The organism is Rhizobium sp. WSM4643 (assembly GCF_025152745.1).
Taxonomy (GTDB): Bacteria; Pseudomonadota; Alphaproteobacteria; order Rhizobiales; family Rhizobiaceae; genus Rhizobium; species Rhizobium leguminosarum_I.
Window position 1 is genome coordinate 1,115,182 of the sequence record NZ_CP104040.1, and the last position, 21,762, is coordinate 1,136,943.

The following is a 21,762-nucleotide window of genomic DNA, read 5'->3' on the forward strand; positions in this document are numbered from 1 at the left end:
CGGCAATGCCTGAGGCTGGACATTGCCGCGCATCCGCCCAGGTCTCGTTCTAAACAGCGCCCCCGGCGACGCTTTGCATCGGCTGCAGGTTCGTCACCTCATAGGTCCAGACGCGAAACGCCTTCAGCACATGCGGCCCGAAGGAATTGATGAGCGGTATGTCGGCGGCGTCGCGCCCGCGTGCGACGATGATACGACCGATCCGCCGCGTGTTGTTGCGTGGATCGAATGTATGCCATGCACCGTCCAGGAAGACCTCGATCCAGGCGCTGAAGTCCATCGGATCGACGACGGGAATGCCGATGTCGCCGAGATGGCCGTTGATATATCGGGCAGGAATGTTGAGGCAACGGCACAACGCCACCGCGAGATGCGCAAAGTCGCGACAGACGCCGACACGTTCGTGAAACGCCTCGAAGGCTGTCCGAGTCGACCGCGCCTGCATGTAGTCGAATTGGATATGGCCGTGAACGAAGTCGCAGATCGCCTGAACGCGGCCCCAGCCCGGAGAGACGGTGCCGAACATATCCCACGCGATTTGACTGAGACGATCCGTCTCGCAATAGCGGCTGCCCATCAGGTAGACGAGGCAATCATCCGGTAATTCTGAAACTGGGAGTTCCCTGGCGCCTGGCAGCAACCTGTCCGGTTTGCCGTCGTCTTCGATCGTCGCATCGCCCCATATGGTCAGGTCGCCCGCCGGGGCAACCAGCCGGAGACAGCGGTTGCCGAAGAGATCACGGTAAGTCGAAGTGCGAACATCCGGCGTGGTGAAGACCGTTTCCGGAATTCTGATGTCGGCCGCACGATCATCATGAACCGACAACAGGCATACCAATGCGGTCGGCTGCGGGCAGGTCAGCGTCATTTCATAGCCGTAACGGATCAACATGGAGCGTTCTCTCGCGTCCGGATCCGCCTAGCGGAAATCCGCCGCAGTTAGAGTATAGAAGGCGCGGCGGCGGTAGGAGTAGGCTTTGTGTGCCACGTCCTGAATGGAGTTGCGCAGGGCGTCGAATAACGAAAGCCAGTTCATTTCCGAAGGCTCGGTTCTTTGCAATGCGGTGTCGGATTTCGCCAGAGCGCCAACCTCGATGAAGAACAACACCTGGAACATGCCGTCATGGCCGACGAAGCGCACAGCATTTCGCGCCGCATCGAAGCTACGGCTTTGGTTCAGGAAGGCTAGCGCCACGGTTGAGCCGGCGGGCTCTCACGAGCACTCCGAGCGGCGTCCGACAGCCTGAGCCATTCCTTCCGGTATCCTATGTTGAGAAGATTGAAGGACATCACGTCTTTTCCGGCGTCCGAACGGCTCTTGCCGGTCATGGCATGGTCGGCGTGCACTGGAACGCCTGCGGAGACACGATAGACGGTCCACGAACGGGCGGATTCGATCCGGCGGTCGTGTTCGATCTCCATGGAGTAGCGACCGGACGCGCCACATTTGATTTCCCATGTGCCGACGGCAAAGGCATTCCGTCTTCGTTCGGCTTCGTCTTCATGGCTGTTCACGATGTCAACCTTTCGTCATTCGGGCCGTGGCCAAGGCCAAACGTCCTCTCGATCAGTGTTGCGCCGCTGCCGGCGGGCGAAAGGTTTACCAGTTCCAGACTGTCTTCCGTCGCGACCCGCTCATGACGTTCATCGTCACTGCGGATGCGGTATTGCAGCACATTTCCTCTCAGAGGCAGTGTGGCGGTAATGCGATATGTCTCGGGGAGCTTGGAGGGAACGACCAGGAACCCGTCCTTCACCCGGACGGTTTGCCCCACCTTGAAGATATGTGTTGCCGCCTCGCGTCGGATCGAGCGTCCATTGCGTTGCGGGATGCGCGTAGCGGTCATGATGGTTTGTGGTCCTTTTCGAGCGCGGTTTCGAGATCTGACAGGTGGACAGGCATCATCTGCTGCATCGAACTCTGCGCGGCGATCGCCGGCAGCTGGATGAAGGCGCCGACCCGTCGCCAGGCAAGCCTGGAAACGCTGTCGATCGATTCCTCGTCATAGTCGACGCGGTATTCTCCGGCTGGCTGCGCCCCGTCGAAACCGGGCAGGCGGAATGGAGATGAAAAACGGACGACGGTTTCTGTGGTGCGACTTGTCACGGCTGAGGCCTCCGCAGGAATACACTGATGCGTTCCTGTATCGTTGAGATCCGAGCCGGACGAACTCGAGGCTGCCGGTACATCCGCGGTCAGCGCCAAGCTCATTCCGGATCGGAACAGGCGAAATGAACGCCGGAACGACGTCATACATTCGCTATCGAGAATTCACTGGTGATGGCGGGTCGTAGGTCTCTGACACCGCGAAGCCAAGTCGGCCAAATCGACGAGGCCCATCATTGCGCCTTGATTGAGTTTAAATCAAGATAATTCGGATTTATCTATAAAAAACGCCAAATTAACGCGACGACATGCTAAATAAAGTTGAGCGCTGCGGCGAAAAAAATTCTATTCATTTCCAGATTAATACAAAATATCCGCTCAAATTGATTTCCTGAATTTTTCAAGAAATTCCCTGGGTGAACAATATTTCTTGGCACTCCTATCAATCGAGTGCCACGGATGCTATTTATGTACTGCAGCCGCCATACGCGCCGGCAGCAGAAAGACCTCTATGAAATTCCGCTCACTTCACGACCGCGTCGTCATTCGACGTGCGGAAGGCGATGTCAAATCCAAGGGTGGGATCATCATTCCAGACACCGCCAGGGAGAAGCCGCAGCAAGGTGAAGTGGTCGCAGTCGGCCCGGGCTTGCGCGACAAAGGCGGCACTCTGGTCCCGCGCGATGTCGAGGTCGGCGACATCATGGGCATCGTCGAAAAGACCGAAACGGCTGCCGACAAAGCCGCCTGAGGGTCGAATTTCCGACCCGCATCTCAAGACCGAACTGGGAAGAAATATCATGTCTGCCAAGGAAATCAGATTCTCCACCGACGCGCGCGACCGCCTGCTGCGCGGCGTCGAATTGCTCAACAACGCCGTCAAGGTGACGCTTGGCCCGAAGGGTCGCAACGTCGTCATTGACAAGGCCTATGGCGCACCGCGCATTACCAAGGACGGCGTTAGCGTCGCCAAGGAGATCGAACTCGAAGACAAGTTCGAGAACATGGGCGCGCAAATGGTGCGCGAGGTGGCTTCGAAGACCAATGATCTTGCCGGCGACGGCACGACGACGGCAACGGTGCTCGCCGCCTCCATCTTCCGCGAAGGCGCAAAGCTTGTCGCTGCCGGCATGAACCCTATGGATCTCAGGCGCGGCATCGATCTCGGCGTTACCGCCGTCGTCAAGGAAATCCAGGCGAGGGCGATGAAGGTCAAATCGTCAGGCGAGATCGCGCAGGTCGGCACCATTGCCGCCAATGGCGACGCCACCATCGGCGAGATGATCGCCAGGGCGATGGACAAGGTCGGCAATGAGGGCGTCATAACAGTCGAAGAGGCGCGAACCGCCGAAACCGAACTCGATGTCGTCGAGGGCATGCAGTTCGATCGCGGCTATCTCTCGCCCTATTTCGTCACCAATGCCGAGAAGATGCGCGTGGAACTGGAGGAGCCCTATATCCTCGTTCACGAGAAGAAACTCGGCAGCCTGCAGGCGATGCTGCCGATCCTGGAAGCCGTCGTACAGACCGGCAAACCGCTGCTCCTCATCTCGGAAGACGTCGAAGGCGAGGCGCTGGCGACGCTTGTCGTCAACAAGCTGCGTGGCGGCCTGAAGGTCGCAGCCGTCAAGGCGCCGGGCTTTGGTGATCGCCGCAAGGCCATGCTGGAAGACATTGCCGTGCTAACCGCCGGCCAGATGATTTCCGAGGATCTCGGCATCAAGCTCGAGAACGTCACGCTCGATATGCTCGGCCACGCCAAGCGTGTGCTGATCGACAAGGAGACCACCACGATCATCGACGGCTCCGGCGAGAAAGCGGCCATCCAGGCGCGCATCCAGCAGATCAAGGCGCAGATCGAAGACACCACCTCCGACTACGACAAGGAAAAGCTGCAGGAACGCCTGGCGAAACTCGCAGGCGGCGTCGCGGTCATCCGCGTCGGCGGCGCGACCGAGACGGAGGTCAAGGAAAAGAAGGACCGCATCGACGATGCGCTGAACGCCACCCGTGCGGCGGTCGAAGAGGGCATCGTCCCGGCGGCGGCGTGGCACTGTTGCGCGCGAAGTCGGCGCTCACGGGACTGACCGGGGAGAACGCCGACGTGACGGCGGGCATCTCGATCGTGCTCAGGGCGCTCGAAGCCCCGATCCGGCAGATCGTCGACAATGCCGGGTTCGAGGGCTCGATCGTCGTCGGAAAACTCGCCGGCAGCAATGATCACAATCAGGGCTTCGATGCACAGACGGAGACCTATGTCGATATGATCGAGGCCGGCATCGTCGATCCTGCCAAGGTCGTGCGCACCGCTCTGCAGGACGCCGGTTCGATCGCGGCGCTGCTGATCACCGTCGAGGTAATGATCGCCAACATTCCCGCAAGAGACACTGCGTCTGCTGCCGGAAATGGCGGCATGGGCGGCATGGGATACTGAGGCCAGCCTGAACCGTTCCGGGGCGGCCGATTGGGCGATCATGCCTGGGCAGACTTCAGCCGATAGCCGAAGTGTTCAAGGCTGCGCCACTGCACTTGCCGTCTGACACCGTTTTTCCAGGGCGCTCCGCTGTGTGGAGCGCTCCCACTGTCGAAGCAAGAAATGACCCATGATCCGTTTCGTGAAAAAGAGCGACCCGCAGCCAGCCGCACACGACGCCGGCGAAAGCGTTAAGAAAATCCGCGAGGCAGCCGCCGAGGGGCCTAAGAAAGGCGCCAACGACAGCACCCGTCGCCGCGCGCCGCAGGCGGCGGAAGATGACGACGCGCTTATCTGAACACAGCGCCGCACAGCAGTTCACGACCTAGCGATAGTCCAGCCAGATCCCGCCGGCGTCGGCGGACCGTACGCAGTTTTCCACCCAGCGCACCCCTTCCAGTCCGGCATCGACATCGGGAAAGACCAGGTCTTCGATCCCCGCAGGGGCGAGGCCGCGCTCATTGTTGATGGCAAAGCCGAAGCGGCGATAGAGGTTCGCCCAGGCTTCGAAGAGACCTTCCGGGTGGCCGCCGCCGATCCGGTCGTCGATCCTGGCCTCGGGATAGAGATAGTCCATGCCGCGCTCGAGGATGCGGGCCGGTTCGCCCTGGATCTCGTAGGAGAGCTGGTTCGGCCGCTCGTCCCACCATTCGATGCTGGCCTTCGAGCCGACGATGCGGATCTTCTGGCCATGCATGGAGCCGGCATTGACGGCGCTCGACCAGATGGTGGCGATCGCGCCATTGTCATATTCCATCAGGGTCACCGCATTGTCTTCGAGCGGCGCGCGGCTTTTGACGAAGCTCTGGCGGGTGCAGAGCAGCCGCCTGATCCTCAGATGCGGCAGGATGACCTTGGCGATATAAAGCGGGTGGGTCCCGACATCGCCGAGGACATAACTGGGACCTGCGAATTTCGGATCGACGCGCCAGCGCGTCGCGGGATTCTGCTCCTCCACCGCAGCACTATGGAAGCCATGGGCGAATTGCAGGTTGACGATGCGGATCTCACCAAGATCGCCATTCCTGATCATCGCGCGCGCCTGCTCGATCATTTGGTGGCCGGCATAGCCATAGGTCACGCCGACGATACGGCTGCGCGCCTCCGATAGCGCCTTCAGTTCCTCAGCTTCGGCGATCGTAAAGCAGAGTGGCTTTTCGCAGATCACATGCAGATCATGGTCGAGTGCTGCTTTGCAGATCGTGAAATGGGTATTGTTGGGTGTTGCGATCGACACGGCCTCGATGCCGTCGGCCCGCCCGGCCTCGGCCGCAAACATCGTCGCATAGTCCCGGTAGCTTCTGGCTTCGTCGAGCCCGAGATCGATGCCAAAGGCGCGGCCGCGTTCCGGATCGATATCGAAGGCGCCCGCCGCAAGGCCAAAGACGTCGTCGCGATGCGCTGCCGAGCGATGAATATAGCCAATCTGGCTGCCTCTGCCGCCGCCGACCATACCCCAGCGGATCGGCTTTCTCCTGTTGTTCGCCATAATGTTGTCCTTAGAACCCAACTGACCTGAGATAGTCGCGGCTTTGCTTCACATCTTCGAGGCTGCCGGCGACATTGAGCGGATCGCGCTCCTGCTCGACGGTGATGAAGCCGTGATAGCCGATCTCCTCGAGCACTCGTTTGACGGCAGGATAATCGATGACGCCGCGGCCGATCGGACACATCACACCCTGTCCGCAGGCATCGAAGAATCGGATCTTCTCGCCGAGCACACGGTCGAAGACGGTCTGGTCGATGTCCTTGAAGTGGACGTAGTCGAGCCTGCCGGCATATCGGCGAAGCATGTCCACGGGATCCATGCCGGCATAATAGCTATGGCCGGTGTCGAGGCAGAAGCCGGCGATCTCCTGCGGAATGTCAGCGGCCACCCGCTCGATCTCATCGGCGAATTCGATATAGCCGCCCGCATGCGGGTGGATGACGGCGCGCACGCCATATTTGCGCTCGGCGAGTTCGGCGATCGCCGTAATATTGGCGACCATCCCGGCCCAGGCCTTGTCGTCGAGACGCGGCGCACGATCGGAATGGCCGGCGGCATAGTCCCGCTCGTCGTGCCCCCAGTCCATGACCGTGAGATAGGGCGTCCTGAACCGCTGGCCCGCCACCTGTTCCGGCTGCGGCAGCCTCGTGATGACGGCGCAGATTTCGTCCGTCTGTCGCAGCAATGCCTCCCGATTTTGAGAAGAGACGAGATCGTCGAAGATCGTGCCGGCGACGATGAAGAGATTGCGCTCGGAGAGCGCCTTGGCGACGAGCGCATCATCGAGCGGCACGTAACCATAAGGCCCGAGTTCGAGGCCGCCATAGCCGGCCGCTACCGCCTCGTCGAAGACGCGTTCCCAGGCGGGAAGGTTTGGATTGTTGACGTCATCAACGCCCCAGCAGCAGGGGGCGGTCGTAATCGTGATGGTCACGGTTTTATTCCTGATAGTGGGGTGCCGGGGCGGATGTTGACGATCAGCCAAGTTTCCCGGGCCAGTATTTGTCGACATATTTCTGGATTTCAGAGCGCATGAAGCGGCCGGAATCGTCGGCGCGCTCCTCCCAGCCGAAGACGCAGGCGGTGATGATGCCGTCGAACCCGACAGCGGCGAGCGACGAGAAAAAGACATCCCAATCGATCTCGCCCTGGTACATATCCATGTGCTGATGGATGGTGACCTTGGCGCCCGGCGGATTGATGATATAGCGCAGCCCGGACGACGCCTTGTGATTATAGGTATCGGCCACATGCACATGGGCGATCAGCGGGCCGGCATCGCGGATCATCCGCGCCATGTCGTCACCGAAATAGAAGGTATGCGGCGCGCAGTAGAGGAATTTGACGTTGTTCGAGCCGATGGTCTTCAGCATGTCGATCGCCGGATGCAGCGTCTCGCACCAGTCTTCCGGATGCGGTTCCATATTGAGGGTGACGCCCTCGCGTTCGAACACCGGGACGAGCTCTTCGATCGAGCGCCACCAGGCGGCCTCGCTGTGCTCGTGGGTATGTATGCCGCCGCAGCAGCTGGCGCGGTGGCTGCGATCCGGCGACGGCCCGCGTCCAAATTCCGAATTCATCGTATCGCAGCCCATCTCGGCCGCGATCGCGATTGCTTCCTTCCAGTAGCGCACTGCCGCCTGCCGCTCGTCCTCATGCGGGCTCGCCCAGCGGTACATCGGAAGGATCGAGGCGAGCTGGACGCCGTGATCCTTAAGGGCCGCCTTGAATTCCGCAACGCGTTCCTTGTGCGCCCGCGGGCGCACCCACCAAGGCAGAAAGTCGTCACGCGGTGAAAGCTCGATATGCGCGTAGCCGAGCTCCGCCGCCTTGCGGCAGAGGTCGCGCAGGTTGAGGTGACGGTGCATATGCGGGTCGAGTGCGATCTTCATCTGGCTCCTCCATCATCCCTCGGCCGCATTGGGCCGGCGGATGATCCTTGATCTCGTTTGTTTCGGACGTCCGGTGCTCCCCCCGGATTGCCAGCACGATACGGCTGCAGTGCCCCCATACTCCAATGCTTCCTTGATCAAATTTGATCATTGACCGCGCAGCAGGCCGATGCTTTGCTGTGTCAGCTTTGGGAGTGAGCCCTGATGAAGGTGACTTTGAAGGATGTCGCGAGCCAAGCCGGCGTTGGCACCGCGACCGTCGAGCGCGTTCTCAACGGCCGCGGCGGCGTGCGGCCTGAAATGGTGGAGAAGGTCTTCCTGGCGGCAAGACGGCTTGAATACCGGCAGAGCCTGCCGGCCCATCGCGGCCTGATCCGGATAGAGGTGATCCTCGTTCGCCCTGAGACCAGCTTCTATTCGCGTCTGAACCGGGCATTCGAGCGCATCGCCGCCTCGCTCGACGACAGCATCGTCGTTCACCGCACCTTCGTCCGCGAGAACGAGCCGGCGCAATTCGCCCGCTACATCGCCAACCCGACGGCACGCCGGTCGGCGTTAATCGTGGTTGCGCCCGACCATGCCGATGTCGTCACCAGTGTGCGGAAGGCGGCCGGTCTCGGCATTCCCGTCGTCCAGATCATGACCCGTCCGGCCCCCGAACTGCCCTATGTCGGCATCGACAATTATGCTGCCGGACGCACCGCGGCTCACTACATGTCGGGCATGCTGGCGCAGCGCCCCGGTTCGTTCGTCGCTCTCTGCCACAGCGGCGCCTATGAGAACCATAAGGAGCGGATCCGCGGCTTCTCCAGCTATCTCTCGGAGAAGGGTTCAAACGAGCATCGTTTCATCGAAGTCATGTTCGACCTTGATGACGAGCATAATGCCATGGAACTGCTGCAAGCGGCCCTCCGGCGCGAATCCGGCATCATCGGCGTCTATAGTGCAGGCGGCGACAACAAGGGTGTTGCGAGCGTGCTCGCGGCCAACAGGGCTGGGCGGCCGTTCTGGGTCGGCCACGAATTGACGGGAGAGACGCAGGACTATCTCCGCCGCGGCATCATGTCGATCGTGCTCGACCAGGCGCCGGAAGTGCAGGCGAGGCGATCGATAGACCTTGCGCTGAACAGGCTTGGTCTCATCGAGGTGGAGGTCAGCGCCGAGCCGGTGCGCTTCCTGACGATCACATCGGAAAATCTCTGAGGCGGGATAGGATGCGCGGACATCCGCTCGAACGAGCGCCCGTGTCTGTCACGACGCCGGCGCGACCTTACTGCAGCTGCGGCTTCTTGAGAAAGCTGTTGCGGTCGGCGGACTTGATGCGCAGCCAGGCTTCCCGGCCGTTCCTCAGTATCCGCATGGGGATTTCCGCCCCGGCCGGGCCGCTGCTCCAGAGCTTGCGGTAGAAATCGGCCAGGCCATCGACCTCTTCGTCGCGGATCTCCGAAATGATATCGCCTTGACGCAGGCCCGCCTCGGCGGCCGGGCCGCCTTCGGCCACGCTCATGACCACCACGCCGCCATTGCTCTCGGCGGAGAAGGCGCCGAGCCAGGGCCGCGGCGGTCTGTTGACCTGACCCCGGTTCAAGAGATCGTCGAGGATCGGCGGCAAAAGGTCGATCGGCACGACCATATTGATATCGGCGACCTCGTCGCCCTGGCTCATCTGCAGGCGAAGCGAACCGATGCCGAGAAGCTTGCCGTCCGAGCCGATCAGCGCCGCACCGCCCCATGAGGGATGGGCCGGTGCCGTGAAAATCGCCTCGTCGAGCAGATATTCCCAATAACCGGCGAATTCCTGCCGGGCGACGATATTTGCCTCGACGAATTCTCCGATGCCATCGGCCAGCACGACGGGATCGCCGGCCTTGGCCGTCGCCGCGTCGCCGAGATCCACCGCCGGCGCATTCAGAGAGCCAAGCGCCTGGACCAGGCCGAAGCCGCTTTCCTGATCATAGGCAAGCGCATGCGCGGGAACCACCCGTCCGTCATGGGTCGTCAGCCAGACCTCTTCGGCCTCGGTGATGAGATAACCGATGGTCAGCACCAGCCCGTTGTCGCGAATGACCACGCCGCTGCCTTCCCGGACGGTGCCCAGCGTCTCCGCCGTGAAGGCATCTTCCGGAATGGAAGAACGGACGGCCACGACTGACCGCAAAATCGGATCGATATTCATGCTTTCATCCCGATAGGCGCCGGCGCGAAAGGCCGAAAGCCGGCGCATCCTTCCTTGAATAGGTAAGAGAATAGACGGCGGGTGCAAGACCGTATCGGAGGGAATTTCGGCAGGCCAACGCGCGACCTTTCCCCCTGCCTGCACCAATCAAGGTTTCACTGAGCGCCGAGACTATTGCGCATGGCACCGGCGGGCGGCTGAGCGCGACCATATTGCCGCGGCGAGCATCCCATCACTCTCTTGAAAGCGGTGCTGAATGCGCTTTCGGATTCATAACCGAGCGACAGGGCGACGCCGGCAATTGCCTCGGCCGAGTTTGTCAATCGGTCACCTGCGAGAAGCATGCGCCAGCGCGTCAGATAATCCATCGGCGCAAGCCCGACCTTTTCCTTGAAGTGGAGAGCAAAACTGGACCGGGACATCGAGGCCCGTTCAGCCAGCGACTGCAACGTCCACTTGCGGGCTGGATCGGCATGCAGGGCGCCGATAGCCGCACCGATCCGCCGGTCGGTAAGCGCGAAAAGCCAGCCGACGCCGCGCGCATTCGGCGATGCGATATGGAGGCGCAACACCTGCATGAGCATGACATGCGCAAAATGCTCCGCCATCAGAAAGCCACCCGGTTGCTGGTCGCGCAATTCGCGCGTCATCCGATCGAGACACCAGCGCAGCACGGCGGCGTGATCGGAACCCCTTTTCACATGGACGATCGGCGGCAGGATTCCGAGAAGGATGTCCGAATTTCCTCCCGAAAAGGAAAAGCGGCTGCCGATCAGGAAGAAATCGCCGCCGCCGTTACAAGTCGCAATGCCGTCGCGGGCGACCGAATAGATCGCATCGGACGGGATCGCGTCGAGCACCGGATCGCTGGCGAGACGAAAGGCTCGGCGGCTCGTCAGCAGAAAGCAGTCGCTTTCCTCCAGGCGGACAGCTTCGGGGACGCCATCGACGCTCAGCCAGCAGGCGCCTGAAATCACCGCGTTGAACTTGATGCCATCAGGGGGCGGAAAATCGATCGCCCAGGCGCCGCCAGCGTCAAGCCCCGCGGAAACATAGCTGCGCGGTTTGAGCAATGCGAGAACATCGGATAACGGGTCCATGTAAAAATCCGGACGATGGCGAAGAGATGTCGGACTTTAGCGCATGGATCGTCTGGAGACCACGCCTTATTCTCGCGACCGTCAATCCAAGCGACGGCAACGTCGCAGAACAAAGGCGATTATCATGAATGACAAACAAGTCCCCATCGGCTCGGGATTTGGAGCCCACACGACGGCCGGCGAGGTTCTGGCCGGTCTCGATCTTTCCGGCAAGCGCGCCATCGTCACCGGCGGCCATTCCGGCCTCGGGCTCGAGACCACACGCGCTCTGGCGGGCGCCGGCGCCAAGGTGACCATCGGCGCAAGGAGCCTCGAGGCGGCGCGCAGCGCGGTCGCCGGTATCGATGGCGTAGAGATTGATCGGCTCGACCTTTCCGACCTCGAAAGCGTTCGCGTCTTTGCTGAGCGGTTCGTCGCGTCTGGCCGCAGCATCGACATCCTGATCAACAGCGCCGGCATCATGGCCTGCCCGGAAACGCGTGTCGGCGACGGGTGGGAGGCACAGTTCGCGACCAATCATCTCGGCCATTTCGCCTTGGTCAACCGCCTTTGGCCGGCGATCTCGCCCGGCGCTCGCGTCGTTTCGGTTTCCTCCGGTGGCCATCGCAACTCGGCGATACGATGGGAGGCCGTGCAATTCGAGACCGGTTACGACAAATGGCAGGCCTACGGCCAGTCGAAGACCGCCAACGCACTTTTCGCCGTGCATCTGGACAGGCTCGGGCGCGACACCGGCATCCGCGCCTTCTCGCTGCACCCAGGCAAGATCTTTACCCCTTTGCAGCGCCATCTCGCAAAGGAGGAAATGATCAGTGCCGGCTGGATCGATGCCGACGGCAATGGGATTGACCCGACATTCAAGACGCCATCCCAAGGGGCCGCCACGCAGGTTTGGGCGGCGACCTCGCCGCAACTCGACGGTATGGGAGGCCTCTATTGCGAGGACTGCGATATCGCCATCCGCGCAACCGATGGAGAGCCCGCAGGCGTCAGCGACCATGCCGCCGATCCCGAGGAGGCGGCACGCCTGTGGATCTTGTCGGCAAGGCTGACCGGCATTGATGCTTTCGCGGCGCATGCCTGAACCCATAGCGCGCGGCAAACCCTCGTCAATGCGCGCTGAAGACACAGCCGATTGTCTTGCCGTCCTCGCGCCTGACCCGGGCCTTCTCGGGTGAAGGCGTCATTGGCGCGCACGCTGCCGAAATCGGCCTGCAACAGCGCGGTCGCCGTGCCAGATTGTATTTGCGCAAATAGCAGTCAAATCCGGCGACAATCCGTCATTAAAACGTATCAAGGCGTGCGCAAAAGCTGTGGCATTCCGTCCTGCGTCGCTCTGCGGACCCAGAGGCGCGACATTTTTCGTGACAGCGACATTGTGCAACAATATACGGTCAATCCTATCAGGAATCAGACTGACACGGATCACGACATGAAAGACTGGCATCCAGATCTCAGCCGCAGCAGCAGCCCCCGTTATATGGCGATCGCCGATGTGATTGAAATGGATCTGCGCAGCGGACATCTGGTGGCTGGGGATCGGCTGCCGCCGCAGCGCGAACTCGCCAAGCGGCTGAATGTCGATTTCACGACGGTAGCCAGAGGGTATGTCGAGGCGCAGAAGCGCGGGCTTGTGGATTCGCATGTCGGCCGAGGCACCTTCGTCACCGGTGGCGCGGACAAGGAGCGCCGGGGATTCGCGCCCGACGCCGCGCCCGATCCCCGCCGCGCCTCCATCGTCGATTTCTCGATGAATATGCCGCCGGAACCGGATGATCCCGAGTTGATTGCCCGCATGCGCGAGGGCATGTCGGCGGTGGCGGCGAGCCTCATTCCGCTTTTGCGCTATCAGGGTTTCGGCGGCTCCAGCATGGACAAGGCGGCTGCTGCCTCCTGGCTCAGCCGTCGCGGGCTGGTGCCCTCGCAGGAGCGCATCTTCGTCACACCCGGCGCCCATCCGGCCCTGCTGGCGATCTTCGGCCTGCTGGCAAAACCGGGCGAAACCGTGCTTTCGGAAATCATCACCTATCCCGGCATGCGCTCGATCGCCGCCCAGCTGCGGCTCAATCTGGCCGGCTTGCCGATGGACGAGGACGGTATCCTGCCGGATGCCTTTGCAGACGCCTGTGAGAGATTGAAGCCGAAGGCGCTTTATCTCAATCCGACGCTGCAGAACCCAACGACGCTGACCATCCCGGCCAGGCGCCGCGAGGAAATCTCAGCCGTCGCCCGCAAATATCATGTGCCGATCGTCGAAGACGATGCCTACGGCTTCATTCCCCAGCATGGCCCGGCGCCGCTCGCGGCAACAGCGCCCGATCTGACCTGGCATATCGGCGGGCTGGCAAAATGCATCGGCGCGGGTCTGCGCCTTGCCTATGTCGTGGCGCCTGACAGTAAGGCAGTGTGGCCCTTCGTCAGCGCCATGCGCGCCAACAATGTCATGGCCTCGCCACTGACCGTTGCGCTCGCCACCCGCTGGATCGAGGACGGCACCGCCGATACGATCCTGCGTTTCATCCGCGCTGAGGCCGCCGCCCGCCAGCAAATGGTTGCCGCCATCCTGCCGGCCGGCAGTTACCGCGCCGATCCGATCAGCTTCAACATCTGGCTGCCGCTCTCCAACGGCTGGACCCGCTCTACCTTCGGCAGCCATACCCGTTCTTCCGGCGTCGGCGTCGTCGCAAGCGATGCCTTCACGGTCGAGGGCACGGCACCCGAGACGGTGCGCGTCTGCCTTGGCGGACCGATCACCCGGGAGAAACTGCAGGGCGCACTGGAATTCATGGCACATGCGCTGGAAGGCCCGCCTGAGATGGCGGCGTCGTTCTTCTGACGCCGAACTCTGCCGAGGCTGATCGGGGCCGGACGAAAGCGGGACCGGTCAGGATCAGAGCGCCCGCCCCAAGCCGTCCGGGCATGGGCGAAGCATAGCCGCCACGTTCACGTCTGCCCCGCCCAGGCTGCCAGCCCTGGCTGCGGCTCCAAATGCTGTTTCAGAAATCTGCAGTCAGCTTGCTGCCGGCCCGCGCTGGAAGATCTGCGGCATTCTGGCGAATTGACTGGCAATCTCCACGCAATGTAATTATCTTGAATGCATACATTAATGGCATTGATCGCATCAATGTTCACGATACCAGCAAAGCGAAATCGTCATGGACACGGAATATCCCCCACTTCCTCCGATACAGACCGGCATCAGGGGGCGCTGCCCGCGATGCGGCCAGGGCCATATGTTCAAAGGCTTCCTGACGCTGCGGCCGGGATGCGAAGCCTGCGGCCTCGATTATTCCTTCGCCGATCCAGCCGACGGTCCGGCCTTCTTCGTCATCTGCTTCGCCTGCATCCCGAGCGTGCTGCTCGGCGTGTGGCTGGAGGTGGCCTTTTCGGCGCCGATCTGGGTGCAGCTTCTGGTCACCGGTCCCTTCATGCTCGCCACCTGCATTCCGCCGCTCCGGCCGCTGAAGGGCTGGCTGGTCGCCAGCCAGTATTTCTACAAGGCGGAAGAGGGCAAGCTCGCCTGAGACCTGTTCAGCGTCGCGCGCAGGCGCGGCGTCGCGAAATCGAGTAGTGCTCGCAGCTTCAGCGGCACCAGTCCCTGCGCGGGATAGACGAGATGCACCGGCGCCGGCGGCGGTTCGAAATCTTCGAGCAGCGGCACCAGCAACCCGGCCATCTCGGCGCGTGCGGCCTGGTAGGAGAGCACGCGGGTGATGCCGAGGCCGGCGACAGCCGCATCGACCGCGGCCTCGGCGGTGTTGACGGCCAGCCGCGAGCGGATCGGCACCGCGAGATCATGTTTGCCCTCGGTGAATGTCCAGCTCAGCATCGAGGCCATACCCTCGAAGGTAACGCAGGCATGCCCAGCGAGATCGCCTGGATGCCGGGGCAGGGCGTGCCGTGTCAGATAATCCGGGCTGGCATAGACCGTACGGCGGATCGCGCCGAGCCTTGTGGCGATCAGGTTGCTGTCCGGCAGGTTGCCGATCCTGAGCGCTACGTCGATATGATCCTCGACGAGGTTCGATATCCGGTCGCCAAGCATCAGCCTCAGATTGATATCGGAATAGGCTTTCAGGAAATCCACCACGACAGGCAGGACGTGCAGCCGCCCGAAGACGATCGGCGCGGTCATCGTCAACTCGCCCTTCGGCGCGCTGTATTCACCGGCTGCCGTCCGTTCCGCCTCTTCCACTCGATTGAGAATCTCCCGCGCCGCCTCGACATAGGAGCGGCCGGCTTCCGTCAGCGTGATCTTCCGGTTGCTCCGTTGCAGCAGCTGGGCGTTGAGATGGGCTTCCAGTTCTGAAACCTTGCGGCTGACAGTTGCGAGCGGGGATCGCAGATGCCGTGAGGCGGCCGACAGGCTGCCCTGTTCGACGACGGCAAGGAGCACGGTCATGGCGTCGAGGCGGTCCATTCTATCCTTCCATGAATTGGTAGCATGCCTTCCAGATTAGCATTCTACTGCAGCCAGATGGAAGGCAGTAAATTACACAACAGATGGTTCGAAGCGGCCATCGCCAATCGCGTCCCGTCAATCGGAAGACCAAAGGAACCATCATGAAACTCTATCACTACCCGCTTTCCGGCCATTCGCACCGGGCTCACCTGTTCCTGTCGCTGCTTGGCGTGCCCTATGAACTGGTCGAGGTCGACATGGCGGCAGGCGCCCACAAGGCGCCGGACTTTCTGAAGCTCAATCCCTTTGGCCAGGTGCCGGTGCTCGACGACAATGGCACGGTCATTGCCGATTCCTCTGCCATTCTCGTCTATCTCGCGCGCAAATACGGCCGCACCGACTGGCTGCCGGAAGAGGCGGTGGCCGCGGCGCGGATACAGAAATGGCTCTCGGTTGCGTCAGGCGAGATCGCCTACGGACCATGTGCCGCGCGGCTGGTCACCGTCTTCGGCGCCGATTTCCGCACCGACGAGGTGATCGCCCGGGCGCACCGCATTCTCGCGCTGATCGAGGCGGAGCTCCACGGCCGCAGCTTCCTGCTCGGCGACAATCCTGTGGTCGCCGACGTGGCGCTCTACAGCTACATCGCCAACGCACCGGAGGGCAATGTCGATATCTCAGCCTATCCAAGCGTTCGTGCCTGGCTTGCGCGCATCGAGGCGCTGCCGGGTTTCGTCGGTTTTCGCAAGACCAAGATCGGCCTTGCCGCGTGACAAGCCGCCGGGGCAGGTCGCTGTCCCGGTTCCCTAAATGCTGCCCAAAAGGAGGCCGTGATGCTGGAGCAGACAAGACAGGACGCCACATCGCCCTGGCATGTGGGTGAACTCGCCATGCAGCGCAATGTCGGTGTCGCTGAACGCATGGATGGGCCGGGAAGGAATTTCGTCCGCAAGGCCATGCCGGAGCAGCACCGCGCCTTCTTTCCGATGTTGCCTTTCGTCGTGCTCGGCGCAGTCGATTCCATGGGCGATGTCTGGGCGACGGTCAGGGCTGAGCGCCCTGGTTTCATGGCCTCGCCGGAGCCGGAGATTCTCGAGGTCCGCCTGCCGCGCGACGCAGCCGATCCTGCCGATGCCGGCATGGAGGATGGCGACGCGATCGGAATGCTCGGCATCCAACTCGAGACCCGGCGCCGCAACCGGCTGAACGGCGTGATCCGCAGGGCGGATGCTGGAGCTTTCCAAGTGCGCGTCGGCCAGAGCTTCGGCAATTGCCCGCAATATATCCAGCTTCGCTCTTCCGCCTTCGTCCGCGATCCGGATATGCTGAGCGCAATGCCGCCCGTTCATTCCGGCCAACTCGACGATCGGGCGCTAGGGATGATTGAGGGCGCCGATACGTTTTTCGTCGCCTCCTATGTCGACCGCGACAATGGCGAGCGGCAGGTGGACGTGTCCCATCGCGGCGGCACTGCCGGCTTCGTCCGGATCGGCACCGACGGCGTGCTGACCATTCCCGACTTTCCCGGCAATCGGTTCTTCAACACGCTCGGTAATTTCCTCGTCAACCCGAAGGCGGGTCTGGTGTTCATCGATTTCGAAAGCGGCGACCTGCTGCAGATGACGGGCAGGGTCGAGGTGCTGCTGGATTCGCCCGAGATCGCCTCCTTTCAACGGGCGGAACGGCTGTGGCGTTTCAAGCCCGAAGAGATCGTGCTGCGCCCGGATGCCCTGCCGCTGCGGTGGAGTCTGCATTCCAACCTCTAATGCGAAACGCCGCCTCGAATCGGCTTGCCAATTGTACCGATCAGTACAATGATAACCATTCAGTACAGGAGCGCCCGGAGAACCTATGTCCAGCCTCGTCCCGCTTTTCACCCTTGAGACCGCCACCCAGAAAGTCCGTCTTGCCGAGGATGGTTGGAACAGCCGTGATCCCGAGCGCGTCTCGCTCGTCTATACGCCGGACAGCCGCTGGCGGAACCGTGCCGAATTCATCACCGGCCGCGCCGAGATCGTCGCCTTCCTCACCCGCAAATGGGCAAAGGAGCTGGATTACCGGCTGATCAAGGAGATCTGGGCCTTCACCGATCATCGCATCGCCGTGCGCTTCGCTTATGAATGGCACGATGACAGCGGTAACTGGTTCCGTTCTTATGGCAACGAGAACTGGGAGTTCGACGCCGCCGGCTTGATGCAACGCCGCTTCGCCTGCATCAACGACCTGCCGATCCGGGAATCGGAGCGCAAGTACCATTGGCCGCTCGGCCGGCGGCCGGACGACCATCCCGGTCTGACCGAACTCGGCCTCTAAACAAGCCAAGGAAGCCGCGGGTGAAGACCGTCTACGAACGCGCCGACATCGTGCCGCTGCTGGCGGAAATCTTCCGCGAGTTCGGCTATGAGGGCACGTCGCTCAGCCGGATCACCGAACGCACCGGCATCGGCAAGGGCAGCCTTTACCACTTCTTTCCCGGCGGCAAGGAGGAGATGGCGGGTGCCGTGCTCGCCGATGTCGATGCCTGGTTCGAACATGCGATCTATCAGCCGCTGAGAAAGGACGACGCCGGTCAGGCGATCGCCGCGATGTGGGCGAATGTGAGCGATTATTTCCGCTCCGGTCGTCGTATCTGCCTCGTCGGCGCCTTTGCGCTTGACAAGACCCGCGAGCGGTTTTCAGCGGCGATCGGTGATTATTTCATCCGCTGGATCGACGCCTTGCGGTCGGCGCTGATGCGGGCAGGCTGCCCCGAGGGGGAGGCGCAAACGCTCGCCGAGGAGGGCGTCGCGGGCATTCAAGGCGCGCTGGTGCTGTCGCGCGCGCTTGATGATAGGATGGTTTTTGCCCGATCATTGGACACGCTGGCGAAACGGTTTGATGCTGTGATGCGATGAGGGGCGGTCAAACCGCTGGGAGGTTGATTGCAATTGGGAAAAATTCACCCGGCCACGAGTGACTGGCCGGGGCATTGATCGGGCGCTGGCAGGCCGCTCGAGCTTACATTGGTAACGTTCTGCGCCTATTTCAGCGCTGTTTGTTGAGGCTGCTGGGCCGGGCGCGTATTTTCCCGTTCAGGGCGAACCTGGCGCCATTCGTTTTCCATCTGATCGACGACATGCTGGGGAATGGTGGTTTGGCTGTTGGCGGGCGTCTGCATCGGAAGTCTCCTCTGTTCGTGGTAAGGCTTCGGGGCAAGAAGATGCATTGCATAAGACAAAAGGCGTGTAAATCAGTGGCTTAAACACTTTGAACGATTAAATTGAATTTAATCGATTAAGACGGTTTTAACCATGATATTTCGAGGGAAGCGCGGAATGGTTGTCCACATGGACCGGGCATTCTTTTTCGATACGGTACGGCACCGACTCTTCAAAGGAAACCTGACTCAGCCTCAGGTAGTGGGCATCACGGCGATTCTCGACGCCTGGGAAGAACGCTTTGCCGATGCCGACCGGCGCTGGCTCGCCTATATCCTCGCAACCGCTTATCACGAGACTGCCTATACGATGCAGCCGGTACGTGAGACGCTGGCGGAAAGCGATGCGCGCGCGGTCGAGATCCTGGAGACGGCCTTTGCCGCAGGCCGGCTGTCCTGGGTGAAGACGCCCTACTGGCGGCCGGACGAGGATGGCCGCAGCTGGCTCGGCCGCGGCCTGGTGCAGCTCACCCATAAGCGGAACTATGAGGCGATGAGCGTACTGACGGGGATCGACCTCGTTGCCGAACCCGACCGGGCGATGGAGATGGATGCGGCGGTGACGATCCTGATCGACGGCATGCTGCAGGGCAGCTTTACCGGCCATAAACTCGCCGATCACCTGAACGCGACGACCGCCGACTGGGTGAATGCGCGCCGCATCGTCAATGGCACCGACCGGGCGGAAAAGCTCGCAGCCTATGCCATGGTCTTCGATGCGGCGATACGTCCCGATGCGGCCCATGGCATGCTCGCGCGGTTGAAGGCCTGGGGCGCACATGTTATCGCCCGGCTGACAGCTGGAGCGCCGCGCGTCCGATAGGATGCGCCAAGGTCGCTCCATCATTTTGACAAATCCGACAGGAGCTTCCGCGTGATCCGTCATATCGTCTTCTTCACCGTACAGGAGGAACATCTGCAGGAGGTGAGGGCCGGGCTTTCGATCCTGACCGGCATTCCGCATGCGCGGCTGCTGGAAATCGGCACCAACGTGAAGACCGATCAGTTGGGCACCGAGATCGATCTCGTGGTCTACGGCGAATTCGACGATGAGGCGGCCCTTGCCGTCTACAAGGCGCATCCCGATTACCAGCTCTCGATCGAGCGCGTACGGCCGCTCCGGGAAAAGCGCATCGCCGCCGATTACGACAGCCGCACGGCGGTGACGCGGCCGCTCTGAATTGCCCAAGCATTTAACTGGGAAGCTACATTCCATTGAAATTTCAAATGGATGACTGATTGTCCGGATTCGGATCGTCGCCAAGCTGACTCAGCTTCTGAGCCACCGAACTCAACTTTCGAAAAAGCCGCGGCAAGCGATTCAAAAGATTCGTCAAAAGGAGCTGCTGCTTCATGGTCTGGCTGCCGCAGCGGTTGCGGCGCGCGGGCGAAAAGCCGCTCTCGTTCATGCGTGGGTGATAATCAGGAGACATTAAGAATGGCTGACTCCGATGCGCGGGCGCCGCGCACCAGCGCCATCAGCATCAGCACGAAGATGAGCGACAATGCCGCGAGAACGGCGCAGGCGACGAGCGCCGGGCCGGTGCCGGCGCGGTCGAGGATGGCGGTGAAGACGACCGGGGCGATGGCGTTGGCGAGATTTTGCGGCAGCGACAGCCTGGCCGATTGCAGGCCGAATTCGCGCGGTGAAAACAGTGCCAGCGGCAGCAGCGCCCGGGCGACGGTCATGACGCCGGCACCGAATCCGTAGAGCAGGATGAAGGTGACGAGCAGCGGTGTCGACGGACTGGCGAAGAGCATCATCAGGAAACTCATTGCCATCAGGCTGATACCCATGGCCGCGCTGAGCATGGGGTTGCCGCGCCGGCCGAGCAGCATGTCGAGGAAACGCGCCGAGATGCCGAGGACGCCGCGCGCCGAGCCGAGATGCAGCGCAAAGGCCGGCGAGGCGCCGGATTGGCGGAAGATCTCGAGCAGAGATGGGGAGATGCCGAAGGTGATGAAGGTCGAGATCGTCGTCGCCGCGGCGATCAGCAAGAAGGCCTTGCGCTGCGCCGCTTTCGATAGTGGCACCGGGGCGATTTCAGCCATGCCGCCTTCGACATGCGTTGCGATCGGTTTCGGCAGGGCGAAAAGATGCAGCGGCAGGCAGACGAAGAATTGCAGCGCCGCGCAGACGAGAAAGGTGAGGCGCCAGCCGACCGTCTTGTTGAGCAGGCTGAGGATCGGCCAGAAGATGGCGCTCGATAGGCCGGTGAACAGCATTAGGATGGCGATGACGCGTTTGCCGTTCGCGCCCTCGCGCTCGACGACGGCGGTATAGGCTGGTGCCGAGAGGCCAAGTGCGCCGCCGAGGCCGATGATGACCCAGGCACTGGCATAGAGCAGGATGCCGTTTGCGGCGGCAAGCAGAAGCAGGCCAAGCGCAAAGGTCAGCGAGGCGGCCGAAAGCACTCGGGCAGCACCATGGCGAGCCAGCCATCGGCCGGTCGCGGGACCGACAATGGCGCTGACCACCATCATGATCGTCAGGCCGGCAAATACCACCTCGTTCGCCAGGCCGAGATCCGGCGCTACGACGCGGCCCATGACCCCGAGCATGTCGAAAGTCGTGCCCCAGCCGATCAGTTGGGTAACGGCAAGGACGGTGACCGTCTGCGCCGAGCGGAAGCGGGAGGATTTTGGCATTGGTGCTGAAACGGTCTGAGATGCGGGGGCCGCAAGGACATAACAGTTTCAACCGGCCGGTGAAAGCTGCGGTCGGCAGAATGCGATGAGCGCGGACGACTCGCAGACAAAGACTATGGTGTCGGTCCCGCCGGCTCCCCACCTTTACGGGAGGTGATAAAGAACGCGTGGATTCCAAGGCTGGAGGGCATCGTTTGGGGACGCTATGGCGGCAGTTTCCAGGCGCTGAAACAGGCTGTCCCGAACAGTCGAGAACAGTTCTAGACACCCTGCATTAC

At 61.8% G+C, this 21,762-nt stretch carries 26 protein-coding genes and 1 pseudogene; 13 read left to right on the forward strand and 14 right to left on the reverse strand.

Going from position 1 to position 21,762, the window contains the following annotated elements:
* Nucleotides 1–49: 49 nt before the first annotated feature.
* From N1937_RS05765 to N1937_RS05785, 5 genes are read right to left on the reverse strand one after another with little or no spacing between them, the layout of a single operon-like run.
* Complete coding sequence (locus N1937_RS05765; protein ID WP_260057852.1) at nucleotides 50–892, reverse strand: transglutaminase-like domain-containing protein; 843 nt, start codon at nucleotides 890–892, stop codon at nucleotides 50–52.
* A 27-nt stretch (nucleotides 893–919) separates the two neighbouring features.
* Nucleotides 920–1,195: a DUF1488 domain-containing protein gene (locus tag N1937_RS05770; protein WP_222295692.1), complete on the reverse strand. Its 276-nt coding sequence runs from the start codon at nucleotides 1,193–1,195 to the stop codon at nucleotides 920–922.
* Entirely contained in the window at nucleotides 1,186–1,515 is a 330-nt protein-coding gene (locus N1937_RS05775) for a hypothetical protein (RefSeq protein WP_170278299.1), read from the reverse strand. Before N1937_RS05775 ends, N1937_RS05770 begins: the two co-directional genes overlap by 10 nt.
* Nucleotides 1,512–1,847 (reverse strand): hypothetical protein, encoded by a 336-nt coding sequence (locus tag N1937_RS05780; protein ID WP_170278298.1) that lies wholly within the window; start codon nucleotides 1,845–1,847, stop codon nucleotides 1,512–1,514. Before N1937_RS05780 ends, N1937_RS05775 begins: the two co-directional genes overlap by 4 nt.
* Nucleotides 1,844–2,107, reverse strand: coding sequence for a hypothetical protein (locus N1937_RS05785; protein WP_260057856.1), 264 nt, complete (start codon nucleotides 2,105–2,107; stop codon nucleotides 1,844–1,846). The genes N1937_RS05780 and N1937_RS05785 overlap by 4 nt, the downstream gene beginning before the upstream one ends.
* A 511-nt stretch (nucleotides 2,108–2,618) precedes the next feature.
* Here N1937_RS05785 and N1937_RS05790 point away from each other — a divergent pair.
* From N1937_RS05790 to N1937_RS05800, 3 genes and pseudogenes are all read left to right on the forward strand, one after another.
* Nucleotides 2,619–2,858: a co-chaperone GroES gene (locus N1937_RS05790; protein ID WP_017963568.1), complete on the forward strand. Its 240-nt coding sequence runs from the start codon at nucleotides 2,619–2,621 to the stop codon at nucleotides 2,856–2,858.
* A 49-nt stretch (nucleotides 2,859–2,907) separates the two neighbouring features.
* Nucleotides 2,908–4,541: pseudogene (gene groL / locus N1937_RS05795) on the forward strand (chaperonin GroEL).
* A gap of 169 nt (nucleotides 4,542–4,710) precedes the next feature.
* Nucleotides 4,711–4,878: a hypothetical protein gene (locus N1937_RS05800; protein WP_017963570.1), complete on the forward strand. Its 168-nt coding sequence runs from the start codon at nucleotides 4,711–4,713 to the stop codon at nucleotides 4,876–4,878.
* Between the two features lie 27 nt (nucleotides 4,879–4,905).
* Here the strand turns inward: N1937_RS05800 and N1937_RS05805 are convergent, their stop codons facing one another.
* The 3 genes from N1937_RS05805 to N1937_RS05815 are packed head-to-tail and all read right to left on the reverse strand — an operon-like array spanning nucleotide 4,906 to nucleotide 7,961.
* Nucleotides 4,906–6,069: a Gfo/Idh/MocA family protein gene (locus tag N1937_RS05805; protein WP_260057858.1), complete on the reverse strand. Its 1,164-nt coding sequence runs from the start codon at nucleotides 6,067–6,069 to the stop codon at nucleotides 4,906–4,908.
* Nucleotides 6,070–6,079: 10 nt separating this feature from the next.
* The gene (locus N1937_RS05810; protein ID WP_260057860.1) at nucleotides 6,080–7,003 is read right to left on the reverse strand and encodes a sugar phosphate isomerase/epimerase; all 924 of its coding nucleotides are present in this window, start codon (nucleotides 7,001–7,003) and stop codon (nucleotides 6,080–6,082) included.
* A gap of 43 nt (nucleotides 7,004–7,046) precedes the next feature.
* Complete coding sequence (locus N1937_RS05815) at nucleotides 7,047–7,961, reverse strand: sugar phosphate isomerase/epimerase family protein (protein WP_260057861.1); 915 nt, start codon at nucleotides 7,959–7,961, stop codon at nucleotides 7,047–7,049.
* Nucleotides 7,962–8,165: 204 nt separating this feature from the next.
* Between N1937_RS05815 and N1937_RS05820 the strand changes: the two genes are divergently transcribed.
* Nucleotides 8,166–9,164: a LacI family DNA-binding transcriptional regulator gene (locus tag N1937_RS05820; RefSeq protein ID WP_260057863.1), complete on the forward strand. Its 999-nt coding sequence runs from the start codon at nucleotides 8,166–8,168 to the stop codon at nucleotides 9,162–9,164.
* Between the two features lie 67 nt (nucleotides 9,165–9,231).
* Here the strand turns inward: N1937_RS05820 and N1937_RS05825 are convergent, their stop codons facing one another.
* Nucleotides 9,232–10,137, reverse strand: coding sequence for a S1C family serine protease (locus tag N1937_RS05825; protein WP_026154076.1), 906 nt, complete (start codon nucleotides 10,135–10,137; stop codon nucleotides 9,232–9,234).
* A 155-nt stretch (nucleotides 10,138–10,292) separates the two neighbouring features.
* Nucleotides 10,293–11,237, reverse strand: coding sequence for an AraC family transcriptional regulator (locus N1937_RS05830; protein ID WP_260057865.1), 945 nt, complete (start codon nucleotides 11,235–11,237; stop codon nucleotides 10,293–10,295).
* Between the two features lie 124 nt (nucleotides 11,238–11,361).
* Between N1937_RS05830 and N1937_RS05835 the strand changes: the two genes are divergently transcribed.
* From N1937_RS05835 to N1937_RS05845, 3 genes are all read left to right on the forward strand, one after another.
* Nucleotides 11,362–12,321 (forward strand): SDR family NAD(P)-dependent oxidoreductase, encoded by a 960-nt coding sequence (locus N1937_RS05835; protein WP_260057867.1) that lies wholly within the window; start codon nucleotides 11,362–11,364, stop codon nucleotides 12,319–12,321.
* A 348-nt stretch (nucleotides 12,322–12,669) separates the two neighbouring features.
* Nucleotides 12,670–14,073: an aminotransferase-like domain-containing protein gene (locus tag N1937_RS05840; protein ID WP_260057868.1), complete on the forward strand. Its 1,404-nt coding sequence runs from the start codon at nucleotides 12,670–12,672 to the stop codon at nucleotides 14,071–14,073.
* A gap of 319 nt (nucleotides 14,074–14,392) precedes the next feature.
* Entirely contained in the window at nucleotides 14,393–14,761 is a 369-nt protein-coding gene (locus N1937_RS05845) for a DUF983 domain-containing protein (RefSeq protein WP_017963579.1), read from the forward strand.
* Here the strand turns inward: N1937_RS05845 and N1937_RS05850 are convergent.
* A complete protein-coding gene (locus N1937_RS05850) occupies nucleotides 14,731–15,657 on the reverse strand; it encodes a LysR family transcriptional regulator (protein WP_260057869.1) in 927 nt (308 codons plus the stop codon). The two genes, N1937_RS05845 and N1937_RS05850, sit on opposite strands and share 31 nt — an antisense overlap.
* Before the next feature lie 143 nt (nucleotides 15,658–15,800).
* On the opposite strand from N1937_RS05850, the gene N1937_RS05855 reads away from it, so the two are divergent.
* The 4 genes from N1937_RS05855 to N1937_RS05870 all read left to right on the forward strand — a co-directional run bounded on the left by N1937_RS05855 (nucleotide 15,801) and on the right by N1937_RS05870 (nucleotide 18,533).
* Complete coding sequence (locus N1937_RS05855) at nucleotides 15,801–16,412, forward strand: glutathione S-transferase family protein (protein WP_162118057.1); 612 nt, start codon at nucleotides 15,801–15,803, stop codon at nucleotides 16,410–16,412.
* A gap of 60 nt (nucleotides 16,413–16,472) precedes the next feature.
* Complete coding sequence (locus tag N1937_RS05860) at nucleotides 16,473–17,405, forward strand: pyridoxamine 5'-phosphate oxidase family protein (protein ID WP_260057870.1); 933 nt, start codon at nucleotides 16,473–16,475, stop codon at nucleotides 17,403–17,405.
* 85 nt (nucleotides 17,406–17,490) lie between these two features.
* The gene (locus N1937_RS05865) at nucleotides 17,491–17,952 is read left to right on the forward strand and encodes a nuclear transport factor 2 family protein (RefSeq protein ID WP_260057871.1); all 462 of its coding nucleotides are present in this window, start codon (nucleotides 17,491–17,493) and stop codon (nucleotides 17,950–17,952) included.
* 20 nt (nucleotides 17,953–17,972) lie between these two features.
* Nucleotides 17,973–18,533 (forward strand): TetR/AcrR family transcriptional regulator, encoded by a 561-nt coding sequence (locus N1937_RS05870; protein ID WP_260057872.1) that lies wholly within the window; start codon nucleotides 17,973–17,975, stop codon nucleotides 18,531–18,533.
* 125 nt (nucleotides 18,534–18,658) lie between these two features.
* Here the strand turns inward: N1937_RS05870 and N1937_RS05875 are convergent, their stop codons facing one another.
* A complete protein-coding gene (locus N1937_RS05875) occupies nucleotides 18,659–18,796 on the reverse strand; it encodes a hypothetical protein (protein WP_222386231.1) in 138 nt (45 codons plus the stop codon).
* A 157-nt stretch (nucleotides 18,797–18,953) separates the two neighbouring features.
* On the opposite strand from N1937_RS05875, the gene N1937_RS05880 reads away from it, so the two are divergent.
* Nucleotides 18,954–19,658 (forward strand): hypothetical protein, encoded by a 705-nt coding sequence (locus N1937_RS05880; RefSeq protein WP_260057873.1) that lies wholly within the window; start codon nucleotides 18,954–18,956, stop codon nucleotides 19,656–19,658.
* Nucleotides 19,659–19,709: 51 nt separating this feature from the next.
* Entirely contained in the window at nucleotides 19,710–20,015 is a 306-nt protein-coding gene (locus tag N1937_RS05885; RefSeq protein WP_260057874.1) for a Dabb family protein, read from the forward strand.
* 43 nt (nucleotides 20,016–20,058) lie between these two features.
* Here the strand turns inward: N1937_RS05885 and N1937_RS05890 are convergent, their stop codons facing one another.
* Both N1937_RS05890 and N1937_RS05895 read right to left on the reverse strand, forming a co-directional pair.
* Nucleotides 20,059–20,268 (reverse strand): hypothetical protein, encoded by a 210-nt coding sequence (locus N1937_RS05890; protein WP_260057875.1) that lies wholly within the window; start codon nucleotides 20,266–20,268, stop codon nucleotides 20,059–20,061.
* Nucleotides 20,258–21,484, reverse strand: coding sequence for an MFS transporter (locus N1937_RS05895; RefSeq protein ID WP_260057876.1), 1,227 nt, complete (start codon nucleotides 21,482–21,484; stop codon nucleotides 20,258–20,260). The genes N1937_RS05890 and N1937_RS05895 overlap by 11 nt, the downstream gene beginning before the upstream one ends.
* Nucleotides 21,485–21,762 lie beyond the last annotated feature (278 nt).